Source organism: Burkholderia sp. BCC0097, assembly GCF_902832985.1.
Lineage (GTDB): Bacteria > Pseudomonadota > Gammaproteobacteria > Burkholderiales > Burkholderiaceae > Burkholderia > Burkholderia orbicola.
Genome location: NZ_CADFDM010000006.1, coordinates 114,871 through 129,980, shown reverse-complemented (window position 1 = coordinate 129,980; position 15,110 = coordinate 114,871). Strand labels below are relative to the sequence as shown.

The window sequence follows — 15,110 nt, the reverse complement described above, 5'->3', positions numbered from 1 at the left end:
CTTTCAGATGATCGGCGCCGCCCGGCGCCGATGCTTCCGTGTCAGGCCAGCAGTTCGCGCAACGCCGCGACGAGCGCATCGCATTCGGCATCCGTGCCGACGGTGATGCGCAGATGCTGGTCGATCCGCGGCAGCCGGAAGTGCCGCACGAAAATTTCCCGTTCCTTCAGCTTGGCCGCGATCGCGCCTGCGTCGTGCGCGGGATGGCGCGCGAACACGAAATTCGCGGCCGACGGCACGATCTCGAAGCCGAGTGCGTCGAGCGCGTGCGTGAGCCGTGCCCGGCTGTCGATCACGCGCCGGCAGGTGGCGTTGAAATAATCGGTGTCTTCATACGCGGCCTGCGCGGCGACCTGCGCGAGCCGGTCGAGCGGATACGAGTTGAAGCTGTCCTTCACGCGGTTCAGCGCATCGATCAGCGCCGCATCGCCGAACGCGAAGCCGACGCGCATGCCCGCGAGCGAGCGCGCCTTCGACGTCGTATGCACGACGAGCAGGTTCGGATGACGGTCGATCAGCGTGATGGCCGACTGCGCGCCGAAATCGACGTACGCTTCGTCGATCACGACGACCGACGACGGATTCGCGGCCGCGATCCGCTCGACGTCCGCGAGCGGCAGCGCGCGCCCGGTCGGCGCATTCGGGTTCGGAAACAGCACGCCGCCGGCGTCGTCGAGATAGTCGTCGACGCGGATCGAGAAATCGTCCGCGAGCGGCACGACCGTGGTGTCGACACCGTACAGGCGCGAGTAGGTCGGGTAGAAGCTGTACGTGATGTCGGGAAAGCGCAGCGGCCGGTCGTGCTTGAGCAGTGCCTGGAACGCGTGCGCGAGCACTTCGTCGGAGCCGTTGCCGACGAACACCTGTTCGGGCTGGATGCGGTGATGGGCCGCGACCGTCTCGCGCAACCCGCGGGCGACTGGGTCGGGATAGCGGCGCAGCGTGTCGCCGGTCTCGCCGAGTTCGCGTGCGATCGCTGCGACGACGCGCGGCGACGGCGGATAGGGATTCTCGTTGGTGTTCAGCTTGACGGGGTGCGCGAGCGCGGGCTGTTCGCCCGGCACGTAAGGCACGAGTTGCTGAACGACGTCGCTCCAGTAACGGCTCACCGCGTGGCTCCTGTCGGGCAAAACGTCGAGATTACCGCATGTGCGCATCGCGGTGGGGCGGGCGGGGTCGCCCGGTTGCGCCGGACGGCCGACGCACCGGGCCGGTGCGCAGTGCGATCAGTTGCGATGCAGCTGCATCGTCGCGCGATCGAGTTCGCCCTTGACGACCATCGGCATCACCGCGAGCGCGCGTTCGATCGATGCGTCGATCACGTCCTGTTCCTCGCGGCGCGGCGGTTTCAGCACGAAGTTCGCGACGTCGGGCTTCGCGCCGGCGCGCGCGCTTTCCGGGATCAAGTCGCGCGGATGGCCGATGCCGATCCGCAGCCGCCAGTATTGTTGCGACGACAGGTGCGCGGTGATGTCCTTGAGGCCGTTGTGGCCGCCGCTGCCGCCGCCGAGCTTCAGCTTCACGGTGCCGGGCGGCAGGTCGAGCTCGTCGTGCGCGACGAGGATCTGGTCGGGCAGGATCTTGAAGAATTGCGCGAGCGCGACGACCGACTGGCCGGAGCGGTTCATGTAGGTCTGCGGCTCGAGCAGGTGGACTTCCTCGCCGTGCAGGCGCGCTTTCGCGTAGAAGCCGTGGAAGCGGCGTTCGTCGCGCAGCGTCGTGCCGGCTTCGCGGGCGAGCTGGTCGATCAGCCAGAAACCGGCGTTGTGGCGCGTCGCGGTGTATTCCGCCCCGGGATTGCCGAGGCCGACGATCAGTTTGATCATGACGTTTCGAAGGCGGCGGCAGCCGCCTGGGCGCAGAAAAAGAAAAACCCGCCGGGCAAGCCGCGGCGGGTTGCGTCGACCGTTTCGTGAAACGGATCGATGGGGCGCGTACGCAGCCGCTTAGGCAGCCGGCGTTTCGCCTTCTGCTGCGTCCGATACGGCGCCAGCCGGGACCGTCGCCGAAGCGATGACCGGGTTTTCCGCGTCGACGTGCGCGACCAGCGCGACGCCCTTCGGCAGCGTGATGTCCTTCGCGTGCAGCGATTGACCGGCTTCGATCTTCGACAGGTCGACTTCGAGGAATTCCGGCAGGTCGGCCGGCAGGCACTCGATTTCGATTTCCGTCGCGACGTGCGAAACGATCGCGCTCGACAGCTTCACGGCCGGGCTGACTTCTGCGTTCAGGAAGTGCAGCGGTGCCTTCGTGTGCAGCTTCTTCTTCGCGTCGACGCGTTGGAAGTCAACGTGCAGCACGAGTTGCTTGAACGGGTGGTATTGCACGTCGCGCAGCAGAACCTGTTGCGACTGGCCAGCCACTTCCAGGTCGAGGATCGACGAGTGGAAGGCTTCCTTCTTCAGTGCATGCCACAGCGCGTTGTGATCCAGTTCGATCTTTTGCGGGGCTGCTTCGCCACCGTAGACGATACCCGTGGTCTTACCGGCGTTGCGCAGGCGGCGGCTCGCACCCGTACCTTGCTGTTGGCGCTCGAAAGCGACGACTTTCATGTGATTCTCCATGTGCTGCCCGCGACCAGGCAGTAAAACGGGGCCATCAAGCGGCCCCCGATGAAACGGCCGGGGTTTCGTCTATCCCGTCCGATTGTGCAAAAAGCGAAGCGTTGCCGCTTCGCTTTCCGCGCATGCTTCGTTCCGTCGATTCGCGATCAGGATTCCGCGAACAGCGACATCACCGAATCGCCGCGGCGAATTCGCGAGAACGTCTCGGCCAGCAGGCTCGCGCTCGTCAGCGAGCGGATCTTCGAGCACGCCAGCGATTCGGCCGACAGCGGAATCGTATCGGTGACGACCAGCTCGTCGAGCTCCGATGCGGCGATACGCTCGGCGGCGCCGCCCGACAGCACCGGGTGCGTCGCGTACGCGAACACCTGCTTTGCACCGCGCGCCTTCAGCACTTGCGCGGCCTTGCAGAGCGTGCCTGCCGTATCGACCATATCGTCCATGATCACGCAGGTGCGACCTTCGACTTCACCGATGATGTTCATCACTTCGGCGACGTTCGCCTTCGGGCGACGCTTGTCGATGATCGCGAGATCGCAGTTGAGCTGCTTCGCGAGTGCCCGCGCGCGCACCACGCCGCCGACGTCCGGCGACACGACGAGCAGATCCGAGTAGTTCTGCTTGCGCAGATCGCCCAGCAGGATCGGCGTCGCGTAGATGTTGTCGACCGGGATGTCGAAGAAGCCCTGAATCTGGTCGGCGTGCAGATCCATCGTGATGATCCGCTCGACGCCGGCGATTTCCAGCATGTTCGCGACGACCTTCGCCGAGATCGCGACGCGCGCCGAACGCGGGCGACGATCCTGACGCGCATAGCCGAAGTAGGGGATGGCAGCGGTGATCCGGCCGGCGGATGCGCGCTTGAGCGCATCGACCATGATCATCAGTTCCATCAGGTTGTCGTTCGCCGGTGCGCACGTGGATTGCAGGACGAAGACGTCCTTGCCGCGCACGTTTTCCTGGATCTCGACCTGGATCTCGCCGTCGGAGAAACGGCTGACCATTGCTTTGCCGAGGGGGATACCAAGGATATTGACGACTTCCTGGGCGAGCGCGGGATTCGCGTTGCCAGTAAAGACCATCAGGCCATCATGGCTGTGGCTGCTCATCGTGCACCTGCTTCAGGCTTGGGCGGGAAATGCGGGAAAATTTTTGGCAGGGGAGGAAGGACTCGAACCCTCGCATGCCGGAATCAAAATCCGGTGCCTTGACCAACTTGGCGACTCCCCTACACTTAACTGATAACTTCACCGAACTTGTGTAGGCCGTTCGGCAAAGTAAAACTTCATGACGCGAAAGCGAAGAGCGGATGCTCGTTCAGACTCTCGGCAACTGCGCCATTCCAACTGGCGGGCAGTTTGGCTTTCGCCGCTTCTGCCTCGTGCTTGCTGTGAAACGCTGCAAACACGCTTGCTCCGGAGCCGGTCATCCTCGCGGGGGTCACATCATACAACCATTTGACCACCTGCGCAACTTCCGCGTACTTCCTTGTTACAACTTCCTGCATATCGTTCCGGCCGAAGCTATCTGGCCATTCCGCATCGCTGGTTTGCTGTGCAAGAAAGTCAGCAATTGTGACGGGCTTCGTATCTCTTGTCAACAACTCATCTGAAAATATTTCAGCGGTCGGGACATGAACGCGTGGCGTCACAACCAAGAACCAGCGAGTCGGCAATTCTACCTCAGCTAATTCTTCTCCGATACCCTCTGCGAACGCATTTTTTCCAAAAATAAAAAACGGGACGTCGGCACCGAGTTTGACCGCGAGCGACTGGAGCTCGGCGCGCGGCAAATCGAGTTGCCACAGGCGGTTCAGCGCGAGCAGCGTCGTCGCCGCGTCGGAGCTGCCGCCGCCGAGGCCGGCGCCCATCGGCAAGATCTTGTCGATCTCGATGTCGACACCGTGCGCGGTACCCGTATGCGCTTTCAGCAGGTTGGCTGCGCGCACGACGAGATCGCTTTCCTCGGGCACGCCGGGCACGTCGGTGACGCGTGCGACGCGGCCGTCGTCGCGCAGCGTGAAGTGCAGCGTGTCGCCCCAGTTCAGCAGCTGGAATACGCTCTGCAGATCGTGATAGCCATTCGGACGACGGCCGGTGATGTGCAGGAACAGGTTGAGTTTCGCGGGCGCCAGGCAGTTGCGCAGCGAGCGGGTCGAATCCATGACGGAACTGCTCAAAGAGAATACTCCTTTAGACAATGGCGTAAGGAGTGTGGCGGCGGCTAGGCACCGCCGGAAACAAAAAAACGCTCATGCAGCGCTGCCCCTCACTGATCGAGCACGAGCTTGATGTCGAGCGGCGGCGTCGCGCGCACGAGGTTGACGCGTTTGACGCCCGTGGCCGGGGCATCCGCGTAGGCAAGGTAGTCGATCGTCCAGCCGTCCTGGCGCAACTGCTTGATGCGCGCGCCGTCGGCCGGGTCGCGCACGGTTTCGGCGGGCGTCGCGGGCGCGGCGGTCGGCAGCAGCCAGTAGCGCAGGCCCGCGAGCGGCAGCTCGAAGCCGAGCGTCTTCTGCATCAGGTCGCCGACGTCAGGCGCATATTGGGTCGGCCGGTTCGGCAATTCAAGCGACGCCGCGCGCGGCGTCGCCTTCACGACCGCGAGCGTCTGGCCGAGCGGGCTGCGCAGTTCGAGCGACACGTCGTCGCCGTGCTCCTGCCAGTCGAAGTTGCCGTACACGTTCTGCGGGTTGCCGAGACGATCGTCGTAGCGCACCGCGAAGCGGCCATGGTAGGCATGCGTTGCGGCCGTTTGCAGTACGGCGCCAGTCGGTGCATTGGCCGACGGCGGCGTGCTCGCGCAGCCGGCGAGCGCGAGCGCCGCGCCGGCCGCGGCCAGCGTGCGCTGCGCGCGGCAGGACAGGGAAAACATCGGGAACATCTGCATCAGAGGCCGTTGATCTGCAGGCGTTTCAGCGTCTGCACGAGCGTTTCGTTGTCGGGCTCGAGCTTCTGCGCGGCGCGCCACGCGTTGCGCGCATCGTCCTGCGCGCCGCTCTTCCACAGCACTTCGCCGAGATGCGCGCCGATTTCGGCGTTCGGCTGCAGTTCGTATGCTCGCTGCAGCACCTTCGTCGCGCCGGCCGTGTCGCCCATCCGGTACTTCACCCAGCCGAGGCTGTCCATGATGTACGCATCGTTCGGCGCGAGCGCCATCGCCTTGTCGATCAGCTTGCTGGCCTCGGGCAGGCGCTGATTGCGATCGGCGAGCGAATAGCCGAGCGCGTTGTAGGCCTGCGGGTTGTCGGGCTGCGTGCGGATCAGTTCGCGCAACTGCTTTTCCATCGTCGCGTAGTGGCCGGTCTTTTCGGCCGCCATCGCGTAGTCGTAGCGCAGGTCGGGGTCGTCCGGGAAGTCCTGGACGGCCTGCCCGAGCCGCGCCTCCGCTTCCGGATAGCGCTTCGCGGTGAACAGGATCGACGCATCGGTGCGCGCCACCACGGCCGCGTCGCGCGGATCCGAGATCGGCAGGTTGTCGAGCACCTTGCGCGCCTCGTCGGTCTTGCCCTGTTTCTGCAGCAGCTGCGCACGCGTGATCTGCGCGGGCAGGTAGTGCTGGCTCGTCTGGTCGACCTTGTCGAGCCATTGCGACGCCTGCGCGTCGTTGTTCTGGTCGATCGCGATCTGCGCGAGGTAGATGTAGCCCTGGCCGACGTCGAGGTTCGGCTGCTTGTCGCCGAGCTGCACGTACTGCTTCAGGTAGCCGGTCGCCTCGTCGAGTTTCTTCTGCTGGATCTTGATCAGCGCGAGCGCCATCAGCGGCGTCGGGTCCTTCGCGTCGAGCTTGCGCATCGTCTCGAACTGCTTCTGCGCGTCGTCGAGGCGATCGTCGGCGAGATAGAGCTGCGACAGCGCCAGCCGCGCGTCGCGCGATTTCGGATTCTGCTGAACATACTTCTCGAACGACGCGATGCCCGCAGCACGTTCCGCCGGCCCCATCTGCGACAGCATCAGCGCTGCCGGCAGGTAGTCGGGGCGGAGCTGCAGCGCCTGCTTCAGCGACTGCGCGGCGCCGTCCTTGTCGTCGACCGCGAGCTGCTGCCGCGCGATCGCGAGCTGCGCCTCGGGGCGATTCATGTCGTTCTTCAGCATGTCCTTCAGCACCGCGAGGCCGCCGACGCGGTCGGGGCCGCGCACCAGCAGCGCCTGCAGCGCGAGGATCGCCGGGCCGCGCGTGTCGCCGCTCGCGCGGGCCAGCTCGCGCGCGAGCATCGGCTGCGCGTCGGCCGGCTTGCCGGCGAGCACCAGCAGCGCGGCGTCGACCTGCGACGCGCGGTTCGAATCCGGTGCGTACTGACGCCACAGGTTCGCGGCGGACAGCGCGTCGGCCGGGCTCTGCGCGCCGAGCGCGATTTCGGTCGCGCGCTGCGCCATGCGCGGATCGCGCGTGTCGCGGGCCAGCGCGAGGTAGGTCTGGTAGGCCGGCGCCGGCTGATTGCGCTGGAGCGCGACCTCGGCGGCGAGCACCTGGTAGACGATCTGGCTCGTCAGCGGCACGCCGGGGAGATTCTTCTGCTCGTCCGGCAGCACATGCTCGAACGCACCCTGCGGCTCCGCGTCGTCCGATGCCGGATCCTGCGCGTGGGCCGCAAAGGCGGTGAGGGTCCAGGCGGCAAACAGCGCGGCACCGAGTGCACGGCGGACCGGGAAGGCGCGCGCGCCGCGCACGGCGGCGGGGCGCTTCTGAAGCAGCTTCGAGGGCAGAGTCATGGAAATCCGTTCGATGTTTCAACCGATTGTAACGCGCTCGCTACAATACACGCACGATCGTGATAGGGTCCGTTTACCTGTGGAATCCCCATGCGAATGCCCGAAATCGCTCGCCTCGCGTGCTGCCAGGCGGGCGGTTTCGGGCATTCCCGTGTTTAATTCGGGGGCGTCGCGAGAACGGCCGTTCTCGCCGCCGCGCATGCGCGTTTCCCATGTAAACAGACCGTAGCCTCAGACCCGCAAAACATGCCAGAGTTGCCAGAAGTCGAAGTCACGCGCCGGGGCATCGAGCCCTTTGTCGCGGGCCGCCGCGTCGAGCGTGTCGACGTCCGTACCGCGATGCTGCGCTGGCCCGTGCCGGCGGGGCTCGCCGAGCAGTTGCGCGCGCGCGAGGTGCTCGCCGTCGAGCGCCGCGGCAAGTACCTGCTGTTCGAAGTCGATGCGGGCTGGTTCATCGTCCATCTCGGGATGACGGGCACGCTGCGCGTGCTGCCCGCGGCCGGCGTGCCGGTCGCCGCGAAGCACGACCACATCGACTGGATCTTCGACGAATTCGTGCTGCGCTTTCGCGATCCGCGCCGCTTCGGCGCCGTGCTGTGGCACCCGCGCGAAGCAGGCGACGTGCATGCGCATCCGCTCCTCGCGAGCCTCGGCGTCGAGCCGTTCTCGCCGGCGTTCACCGGCGCGCTGCTGCATGCGCGCACGCGCGGGCGCACGGTGTCGGTCAAGCAGGCGCTGCTCGCGGGCGACATGGTCGTCGGTGTCGGCAACATCTATGCGTCGGAGAGCCTGTTTCGCGCCGGCATCCGGCCGACGACGGCCGCCGGCAAGGTTTCATTGCCGCGCTACGAGCGGCTGGCCGACGCGGTGCGCGCGACACTCGCCGACGCGATCGAGCGCGGCGGCAGCACATTGCGCGATTTCGTCGGCAGCAACGGCGAAAGCGGCTACTTCCAGCTCGACTGCTTCGTCTACGATCGTGCCGGCCAGCCGTGCCGCGTTTGCGGCACGCCGATTCGCCAGATCGTGCAGGGCCAGCGGTCGACCTATTACTGCCCGACGTGCCAGCGTTGAAACCCTTTTCCGCAATTCGATAACTTGAAGCCGCCCCGCATCGCCCCCGCTCCGTTCCCCGTCACGCCGCTGCACCGCACGTTCGCCACGCGTCTCGTCGCGTGGCAGCGCGCGCACGGCCGCCATGACCTGCCATGGCAGAACACCCGCGATCCGTACCGGATCTGGCTGTCGGAAATCATGCTGCAGCAGACGCAGGTATCGACCGTCATTCCGTATTACACGCGCTTTCTCGACCGCTTTCCGGACGTCGCCGCGCTCGCGGCCGCGCCGAGCGACGACGTGATGGCGTTGTGGGCGGGCCTCGGCTACTACTCGCGCGCGCGCAACCTGCACCGCTGCGCGCAGGTCGTCGTCGCCGAACACGGCGGCGTGTTTCCGGCGACGCCCGACGCGCTGGCCGAACTACCGGGCATCGGCCGTTCGACGGCCGCCGCGATCGCGTCGTTTGCGTACGGTGCGCGCGCGACGATCCTCGACGGCAACGTGAAGCGCGTGCTTGCGCGGGTATTCGGCGTCGAGGGCTTTCCGGGTGAAAAGCGTGTCGAGAACGACATGTGGGCGCTCGCCGAATCGCTGCTGCCCGATGCCGCGAACCCGGCCGACGTGAGCGCTTATACGCAGGGGCTGATGGATCTGGGCGCGACGCTGTGCGTGCGCGGCAAGCCCGACTGTGCGCGCTGCCCGTTCGCGGGCGACTGCGTCGCGCAATCGACCGGCCGCCAGCGCGAACTGCCGGCCGCGCGGCCGAAGAAGGCCGTGCCGACGCGCAAGACCTGGATGCTCGTGCTGCGCGACGGCGACGCCGTGCTGCTCGAGCGACGGCCGCCGACCGGCATCTGGGGCGGCCTGTGGAGCCTGCCGCAAGCGGACGGCGATGCCGCGCTCGCGGAGCTTGCACGCGGCTTCGGCGGCGGCGGCACGGTGCCGCTCGCGCCGCTCACGCACACGTTCACGCATTTCCGGCTCGAGATCGAGCCGCGGCTGAGCGATCTGGCGGACGGCGGTGGCCTGCCGTCGCAGGCGCGCGACGCGGACACCGCATGGGTGCCGCTGAGCCGGCTCGACGCGTACGGCGTGCCGGCGCCCGTGCGCAAGCTGCTCGATGCGCTGAGCGGGCCACTGCTGTAACGAACGGGAAGGGCGCGGCGCAGGCCGCGTTTGGAAAGGTGCCGTGTGGCCGCGCGCAGGACAGGTCGTCGGGCGGGCGCGGCACGCGATGCGCGGCGGCTCAGGCGCGGCAGTTACAGCCAGCCGTGGCGGTCGAGTACGTGGTGCACGGCGTCGATGCGCGCGCCCACGTCCGGAAACTCCATCAGCTTCTGCCGCGCGCGCAGGTCGAGCGGCAGCAACTCCGCGAGGCGGTTCGACACCCAGCTCGGATCGTCGAGGCGGAACGGTTCGCCGAACGGCATTTTCTCCGGATCGGACTTCTTCAGCGCGTCGATGATGCGCTCGAGCACCTCGGCGCACGAGCCGAACTGGGCGAGCGCCTGTTCGCCTTCGAGCGGGATGTCGTCGGGCAGCGGCTCCGCGATACCGACCAGCAGCCCGTTGCTTTCGACGCGATACGACAGCAGCTCGAAACGCTGCGTGCCGACCGCCTGCAGATACAGCATCCCGAATTCGCCGGTATCGCACTCGGTGATGCGCGCCATGCAGCCGATGGTTTCGGGCACCGACACCGCGCCGTCCTGCGCGACTTCGGGCCCGCTCTTCAGCAGGCACACGCCGAACGGTGCGTCGTCGCGCAGGCATGCGCGCGACATGTCGAGATAGCGCGCCTCGAACACCTTGAGCGGGAGCAGCCCTCCGGGAAACAGCACCGTGTGCAGCGGAAACAGCGGCAGGTCGATCAGGGTGGTCGATAGGGAGGACATGGCGCGCGGGCGTGGGGGCGGGTGTCGCTAGGGTCGGTCGACCTCGGAGACGAGCCGCGACGACGCGTCGACATCCACTGGCGCGTCACGATGCCGCACGATCACGTTCGCGTCGCGTGCGAGGCGCGCGGCGAGCGTTTCCGCGATGAACACCGAGCGATGCTGGCCGCCCGTGCAGCCGATGGCGACGGTCAGGTAGCTGCGGTTGTCATCGCGGAAGTGCGGCAGCCATTTCATCAGGAACGCATGGATGTCGTCGATCATCTGATGGACGATCGGCAGTGCGTCGAGAAAGGCGATGACCGGCTGGTCGAGCCCGGTGAGCGGGCGCAACTGGTGGTCGTAGTACGGATTCGGCAGCGCGCGCACGTCGAACATCAGATCGGCGTCGAGCGGCACGCCGCGCTTGAAGCCGAACGATTCGAACATCACCATCAGGTCGTTGTTCTTTTGCTCGATGAAGCGCTTGACCCAGGTGCGCAGCGCGTTCGCGCGCAGCGTGCTGGTGTCGATCTGGTGGCCGAATTCGGCGAGCGGCGCGACGAGTTCGCGCTCGCGCTCGATTGCTTCCTCGAGCGACGACAGCAGGCCGACGTCCGCATCGTGCGACCGCGAGCCGGACAACGGATGGCGGCGGCGCGTTTCGGAGAAGCGCTGGATCAGCGCCTGGGTGCTCGCGTTGAGGAACAGCACGCGCACGTCGTGCTCGCGGGACAGCTCGCGGATCAGGCCGGGCATTTCGTCGAGCGACGCGCTCGAGCGCGCGTCGATCGCGACCGCGAGCCGGCGCTGGCCGTCCTGCGCGAGGTAGCGGGCGAGTTCGGGGAGCACGTGCGGCGGCAGGTTGTCGACGCAGTAATAGCCTGCGTCTTCGAGCGCGTTCAGCGCGACGGACTTGCCTGAGCCGGAGATGCCGGTGATGAGGACGATGCGCATGGGAACAGAGAATCCTGACGTTTCATCATAGCACCGGCTCGACGCGTCGGCGTTGCGCGGCCGGCGCGTGCGGGTTACACCAGTTTGCCGGGGAACTGACTGTCGGGATCTTGCATCGCGAGTCGTTGCCGATCCATGAAATCGCGCAACGTGTCGATTCCGCGCAACTGCAGGATCGTGTTCCGGACGGCCGCCTCGACGAGCACCGCGAGGTTGCGGCCGGCCGCGACCTGGATCGTGACTTTGCTGATCGGCAACCCGAGCACGTCGACGGTCTGGCTTTCGAGCGGCAGGCGCTGGAATTCGCCGTCGGGACGCCGCACGAGCTGAACGATCAGCTTCAGCTTCATTTTTCGCCGCACCGCCGTTTCGCCGAAGATCGTCTTGATGTCGAGCAGGCCGAGGCCGCGCACTTCGAGCAGGTTCTGCAGCAGCGGCGGGCAGCGCCCTTCGACGAAATCGGGGCCAAGACGGACGAAATCGACCGCGTCGTCGGCAACGAGGCCGTGCCCGCGGCTGATCAGCTCGAGGCCCAGTTCGCTCTTGCCAAGGCCCGAATCGCCGGTCAGCAGCACGCCCATCCCGAGGATGTCGAGGAACACGCCGTGCAGCGTCGCGCGCGGCGCGAGGATGCGCGACATGTAGAGCCGCAGGCTGTCGATCACCGCGGCGGCCGACATCGGCGTCGTGAACAGCGGCGTGGACGAGCGCGTGCAGCGCAGCACCAGTTCGGGCGGCGCCGCGGCACCGCCGGCCACGACGAGGAACGGCGGTTCGAGCGCGATCAGCTCGGCCATGTGGCGCGAACGGTCTTCGTCGGTCTGACGCTGGTAGTAGTCGATTTCGGCTTCGCCGAGCACCTGGATCCGGTTCGGGTGGATCAGGTTCAGGTGGCCGACGAGGTCGGCGCTCGACGTTGCGTTGCCGACCGTGTCGGCCGAAAAGCCGCGTTCCCAGCCTTCATGCCCCGTCAGCCAGCTCAGTTTCAGCGTGGCTGCGTTGTCGTCGAAGATGCTCTGGGCGTTGATGCTGGACGTATCCATGACTCTCGTCACTCCAATGGGCCGGTGCGGGCGCGCGGCGACGGACGTCGCCATGCCGGGCCGGCGCCGGGCGGCCCTGGACGGCGGCGTGTGCCGCCTCGTACGGGGAAATATTCCGCCCGGAACAACTCAAGGTTGCCACTGAGTGAGCAGGCGATGCAACTCGGCGATATCCGTTTCGTTGTGCAGACGCTCGCGTGCGTCGCGATCGGACAGCAGTTGCGCGATTTCCGACAGGATCTCGAGGTGCTGCTGGGTGGCTTGCTCGGGGACGAGCAGGAAGATCAGGAGGCCGACCGGCTGGCCGTCGGGCGCTTCGAACGGAATCGCATCGGCGAGGCGGACGAACGCGGCGAGCGGGTGCTTGAGGCCCTTGATGCGGCCGTGCGGAATCGCGACACCTTCGCCGAGCCCGGTCGAACCGAGGCGCTCGCGCGCGAACAGGTTGTCCGTGACGGTGCTGCGGCCGATGCCGTTCTGATTCTCGAACATCAGCCCGGCTTGTTCGAAGACGCGTTTCTTGCTGGTGACCGAGAGGTCGATGACGACGTTCTCTATGGGCAGGATTTTGGCTAGGCGATTCATGTTGGCAGGCGATTGGGCGGCCTGGGGTCTCCTTGCGGCGGCGGACTGATTTTCCATGTTCGGCGATATCAAGGCATGTGGCATGGCAACCTGCAACGCAGCTACCGCATCCAACACCCCCCGGCGATAACCGGAACATTATAGAGCACAGCCGCGTGCGTGGCGCAGCACGGACGGACCGGTTGCACCTCCGCGCGGAGTGGCAAAAAAAACGCCCGGCGAACCGGGCGGCGTGCGTGTTGCGGTGACGGTTATTGCGGCGGCAGTTCGATCTGGTCGATCGACGGTTGCAGCTTGATCGGGTCGTGCGCGTGCGTTTGCAGGCGCTCCATGTGCTTGACGACCTGGCGATCCAGCTTGTCGATCAGCAGATCGATCGCGGCGTACAGGTTGCCGTTCGCGCTTTCGACGAAGATGTCCTTGCCCTTCAGGTGCAGGTTGATTTCCGCGCGCTGCTGCTTGTCCTTTTCCTTGTGGTTGTCGACCGAGAGGATCACAGTGCCATCGATCACCTGATCGCTATGCCGTAGCACCCGGTCCAGCTTGGTGATCACGTATTCGCGAATTGCAGGCGTGACTTCGAGATGATGTCCACTGATCTTCAGGTTCATAGTGCTTCTCCAAGCGAGTGGCCACCCGGCCGCATCGAGGCGGCGCTCCGGTCGACTTGCCCGTGCCGCACGAAGCGGCGTATCGCGGACAGATCGTCCGGCCTGTTCCCCGTGTGCGCGGTGGCCGGGACACGCCTGCCGCCGGGCAGGCAGCAGGCTTAAAGAGACTTGCGCAGATTCACTGCCGGGATCTTGAGGGCTTCGCGATATTTCGCAACCGTGCGGCGCGCGACCACGAAACCCTGTTCTGCCAGCAGCTCGGCAATGCGGCTGTCCGAAAGTGGCGATTTTGGGTCTTCAGCTCCTATCAGTTGCTTGATGAGGGCTCGGATGGCGGTCGACGAGGCGGCGCCACCGGTGTCGGTCGAGACGTGAGATCCGAAGAAGTACTTAAATTCAAGCGTCCCGAACGGGGTCAGCATGTACTTCCCGGTTGTCACACGGCTGACAGTCGACTCGTGTAGGCCCAGCGTATCAGCTATTTCCCGCAAAACCAAGGGGCGCATGGCAATTTCACCGTGCGCAAAGAAATTCTTCTGACGCTCGACAATAGCCTGCGCGACACGCAGGATCGTGTCGAAACGCTGCTGGATGTTCTTGATCAACCAGCGCGCTTCCTGGAGCTGCTGTTTCAACGATCCGGCCGACGGATCGCCGCGGCTGTTGCGCAGGATGTTCGCGTACAGGTTGTTGATCCGCAGGCGCGGCACGACCTCCGGATTGAGCTCCGCGAGCCATCCCTGGCCTGCCTTCTTCACGATGATGTCGGGCACGACGTAGTCGGCCTCGGCCTTGCCGTAGGCGGCGCCGGGGAACGGCTCCAGCGAGCGGATCAGCGCGTGCGCGTCGCGCAGCGCGTCGTCGCTCGCCTTCAGGTGCTTGCGCAACCGTGTGAAGTCGCGTGCGGCGAGCAGTTCGAGATGCTGCGACACGATCTCGAGCGCGAGCGTGCGCGTGGGGGACGGATCGAGGCGCAGCAGCTGCAGCTTCAGGCATTCGGAGGCCGAGCGCGCGCCGACGCCGGCCGGGTCGAAGCTGTGCAGCAGCGCGAGCGCCGCATTCAGTTCGTCGCCGTCGATTTCCAGTTCGGGCGGCAGGTCGGCGAGCACTTCGTCGAGCGTGGCGGTCAGGTAGCCGTCGTCGTCGAGCGATTCGATCAGGAACATCACGAGCGCGCGATCGCGCGGGCCGGCCTGCGTGACGCGCAACTGCGCCGAGAGATGATCGCGCAGCGACGTCGCGGCTTCCTGCACCTGCAGCGGCGGCAGGTCGTCGTCGTCGGACGCGCCGCTCGAGCGGCCGTATTCGTCGAGATTCCACTGCGGGCCGTCGTTGCCGTCACCGGACCCGTAGCCGTCGTATTCGTCGGCGCCGGCCGGCTCGTCGCGCTCGGCGCGCTCGCTGGACGTGCTGCTGCCGTTCATCGCGGCCGGCTCGGTGTTCTGCGCGGGCGGCGTCTGCGCGATCAGCGATCCGTCCGCCGCGACGCGCAGCGGGCTGGCGATCCATTCGTCGTCGTTCTCGAGCAGCGGGTTCTGCGCGACGGCCATCGCGACTTCCTGCTGCAATTCGAGCGTTGACAACTGCAGGAGCCGGATCGACTGCTGCAGCTGCGGCGTCAGCGCCAGATGTTGCGACAGGCGGAGTTGAAGGCTGGCTTTCATGGCAAGGAGGGAGTCATACCGGCAGTTTGCCACGACCCAGG

Annotated in this window: 15 protein-coding genes and 1 tRNA gene; 2 read left to right on the top strand and 14 right to left on the bottom strand. The window is 66.2% G+C overall.

All coding sequences use genetic code 11. The features are described from left to right. Positions 1-41: 41 nt before the first annotated feature. The 8 genes from hisC to HWX07_RS21025 all read right to left on the bottom strand — a co-directional run bounded on the left by hisC (position 42) and on the right by HWX07_RS21025 (position 7,276). Entirely contained in the window at positions 42-1,109 is a 1,068-nt protein-coding gene (gene hisC / locus HWX07_RS21060) for a histidinol-phosphate transaminase (RefSeq protein ID WP_175877542.1), read from the bottom strand. A 117-nt stretch (positions 1,110-1,226) separates the two neighbouring features. Next, entirely contained in the window at positions 1,227-1,826 is a 600-nt protein-coding gene (gene pth, locus HWX07_RS21055; protein WP_006477776.1) for an aminoacyl-tRNA hydrolase, read from the bottom strand. Between the two features lie 120 nt (positions 1,827-1,946). After that, positions 1,947-2,552, bottom strand: a complete 606-nt coding sequence (locus HWX07_RS21050; protein ID WP_175877541.1) for a 50S ribosomal protein L25/general stress protein Ctc — start codon at positions 2,550-2,552, stop codon at positions 1,947-1,949. 158 nt (positions 2,553-2,710) lie between these two features. Then, on the bottom strand, positions 2,711-3,673 hold the full coding sequence (locus tag HWX07_RS21045; protein ID WP_175877540.1) for a ribose-phosphate pyrophosphokinase: 963 nt from the start codon (positions 3,671-3,673) through the stop codon (positions 2,711-2,713). Between the two features lie 44 nt (positions 3,674-3,717). After that, positions 3,718-3,794: transfer RNA gene (locus HWX07_RS21040), tRNA-Gln, on the bottom strand. Between the two features lie 55 nt (positions 3,795-3,849). Then, complete coding sequence (gene ispE / locus HWX07_RS21035) at positions 3,850-4,728, bottom strand: 4-(cytidine 5'-diphospho)-2-C-methyl-D-erythritol kinase (protein ID WP_175877539.1); 879 nt, start codon at positions 4,726-4,728, stop codon at positions 3,850-3,852. Between the two features lie 104 nt (positions 4,729-4,832). Beyond that, positions 4,833-5,453 carry a lipoprotein insertase outer membrane protein LolB gene (gene lolB, locus HWX07_RS21030; protein WP_175877538.1) on the bottom strand — a complete coding sequence of 207 codons (621 nt, stop codon included), beginning with the start codon at positions 5,451-5,453 and terminating at the stop codon, positions 4,833-4,835. Further along, positions 5,453-7,276, bottom strand: coding sequence for a tetratricopeptide repeat protein (locus HWX07_RS21025; RefSeq protein WP_175877537.1), 1,824 nt, complete (start codon positions 7,274-7,276; stop codon positions 5,453-5,455). The genes lolB and HWX07_RS21025 overlap by 1 nt, the downstream gene beginning before the upstream one ends. 246 nt (positions 7,277-7,522) lie before the next feature. On the opposite strand from HWX07_RS21025, the gene mutM reads away from it, so the two are divergent. Together mutM and mutY are read left to right on the top strand one after the other, a co-directional pair. Further along, positions 7,523-8,350, top strand: a complete 828-nt coding sequence (mutM, locus tag HWX07_RS21020; protein ID WP_006483152.1) for a bifunctional DNA-formamidopyrimidine glycosylase/DNA-(apurinic or apyrimidinic site) lyase — start codon at positions 7,523-7,525, stop codon at positions 8,348-8,350. 24 nt (positions 8,351-8,374) lie between these two features. Further along, positions 8,375-9,481: an A/G-specific adenine glycosylase gene (gene mutY, locus HWX07_RS21015; RefSeq protein ID WP_011546242.1), complete on the top strand. Its 1,107-nt coding sequence runs from the start codon at positions 8,375-8,377 to the stop codon at positions 9,479-9,481. A gap of 113 nt (positions 9,482-9,594) precedes the next feature. Here mutY and HWX07_RS21010 read toward each other — a convergent pair whose 3' ends face one another. The 6 genes from HWX07_RS21010 to HWX07_RS20985 all read right to left on the bottom strand — a co-directional run bounded on the left by HWX07_RS21010 (position 9,595) and on the right by HWX07_RS20985 (position 15,069). Next, positions 9,595-10,230, bottom strand: a complete 636-nt coding sequence (locus tag HWX07_RS21010; RefSeq protein WP_034208417.1) for an LON peptidase substrate-binding domain-containing protein — start codon at positions 10,228-10,230, stop codon at positions 9,595-9,597. 27 nt (positions 10,231-10,257) lie between these two features. After that, on the bottom strand, positions 10,258-11,166 hold the full coding sequence (rapZ, locus tag HWX07_RS21005; RefSeq protein WP_006477783.1) for an RNase adapter RapZ: 909 nt from the start codon (positions 11,164-11,166) through the stop codon (positions 10,258-10,260). Between the two features lie 74 nt (positions 11,167-11,240). Next, positions 11,241-12,209 carry an HPr(Ser) kinase/phosphatase gene (hprK, locus tag HWX07_RS21000; protein WP_006483133.1) on the bottom strand — a complete coding sequence of 323 codons (969 nt, stop codon included), beginning with the start codon at positions 12,207-12,209 and terminating at the stop codon, positions 11,241-11,243. Between the two features lie 129 nt (positions 12,210-12,338). Further along, positions 12,339-12,878 (bottom strand): PTS sugar transporter subunit IIA, encoded by a 540-nt coding sequence (locus tag HWX07_RS20995; protein WP_011546240.1) that lies wholly within the window; start codon positions 12,876-12,878, stop codon positions 12,339-12,341. 167 nt (positions 12,879-13,045) lie between these two features. Continuing rightward, positions 13,046-13,405: a ribosome-associated translation inhibitor RaiA gene (gene raiA, locus HWX07_RS20990; protein ID WP_006477786.1), complete on the bottom strand. Its 360-nt coding sequence runs from the start codon at positions 13,403-13,405 to the stop codon at positions 13,046-13,048. A gap of 158 nt (positions 13,406-13,563) precedes the next feature. Next, the gene (locus HWX07_RS20985) at positions 13,564-15,069 is read right to left on the bottom strand and encodes an RNA polymerase factor sigma-54 (protein WP_012329240.1); all 1,506 of its coding nucleotides are present in this window, start codon (positions 15,067-15,069) and stop codon (positions 13,564-13,566) included. Between the last annotated feature and the right edge of the window lie 41 nt (positions 15,070-15,110).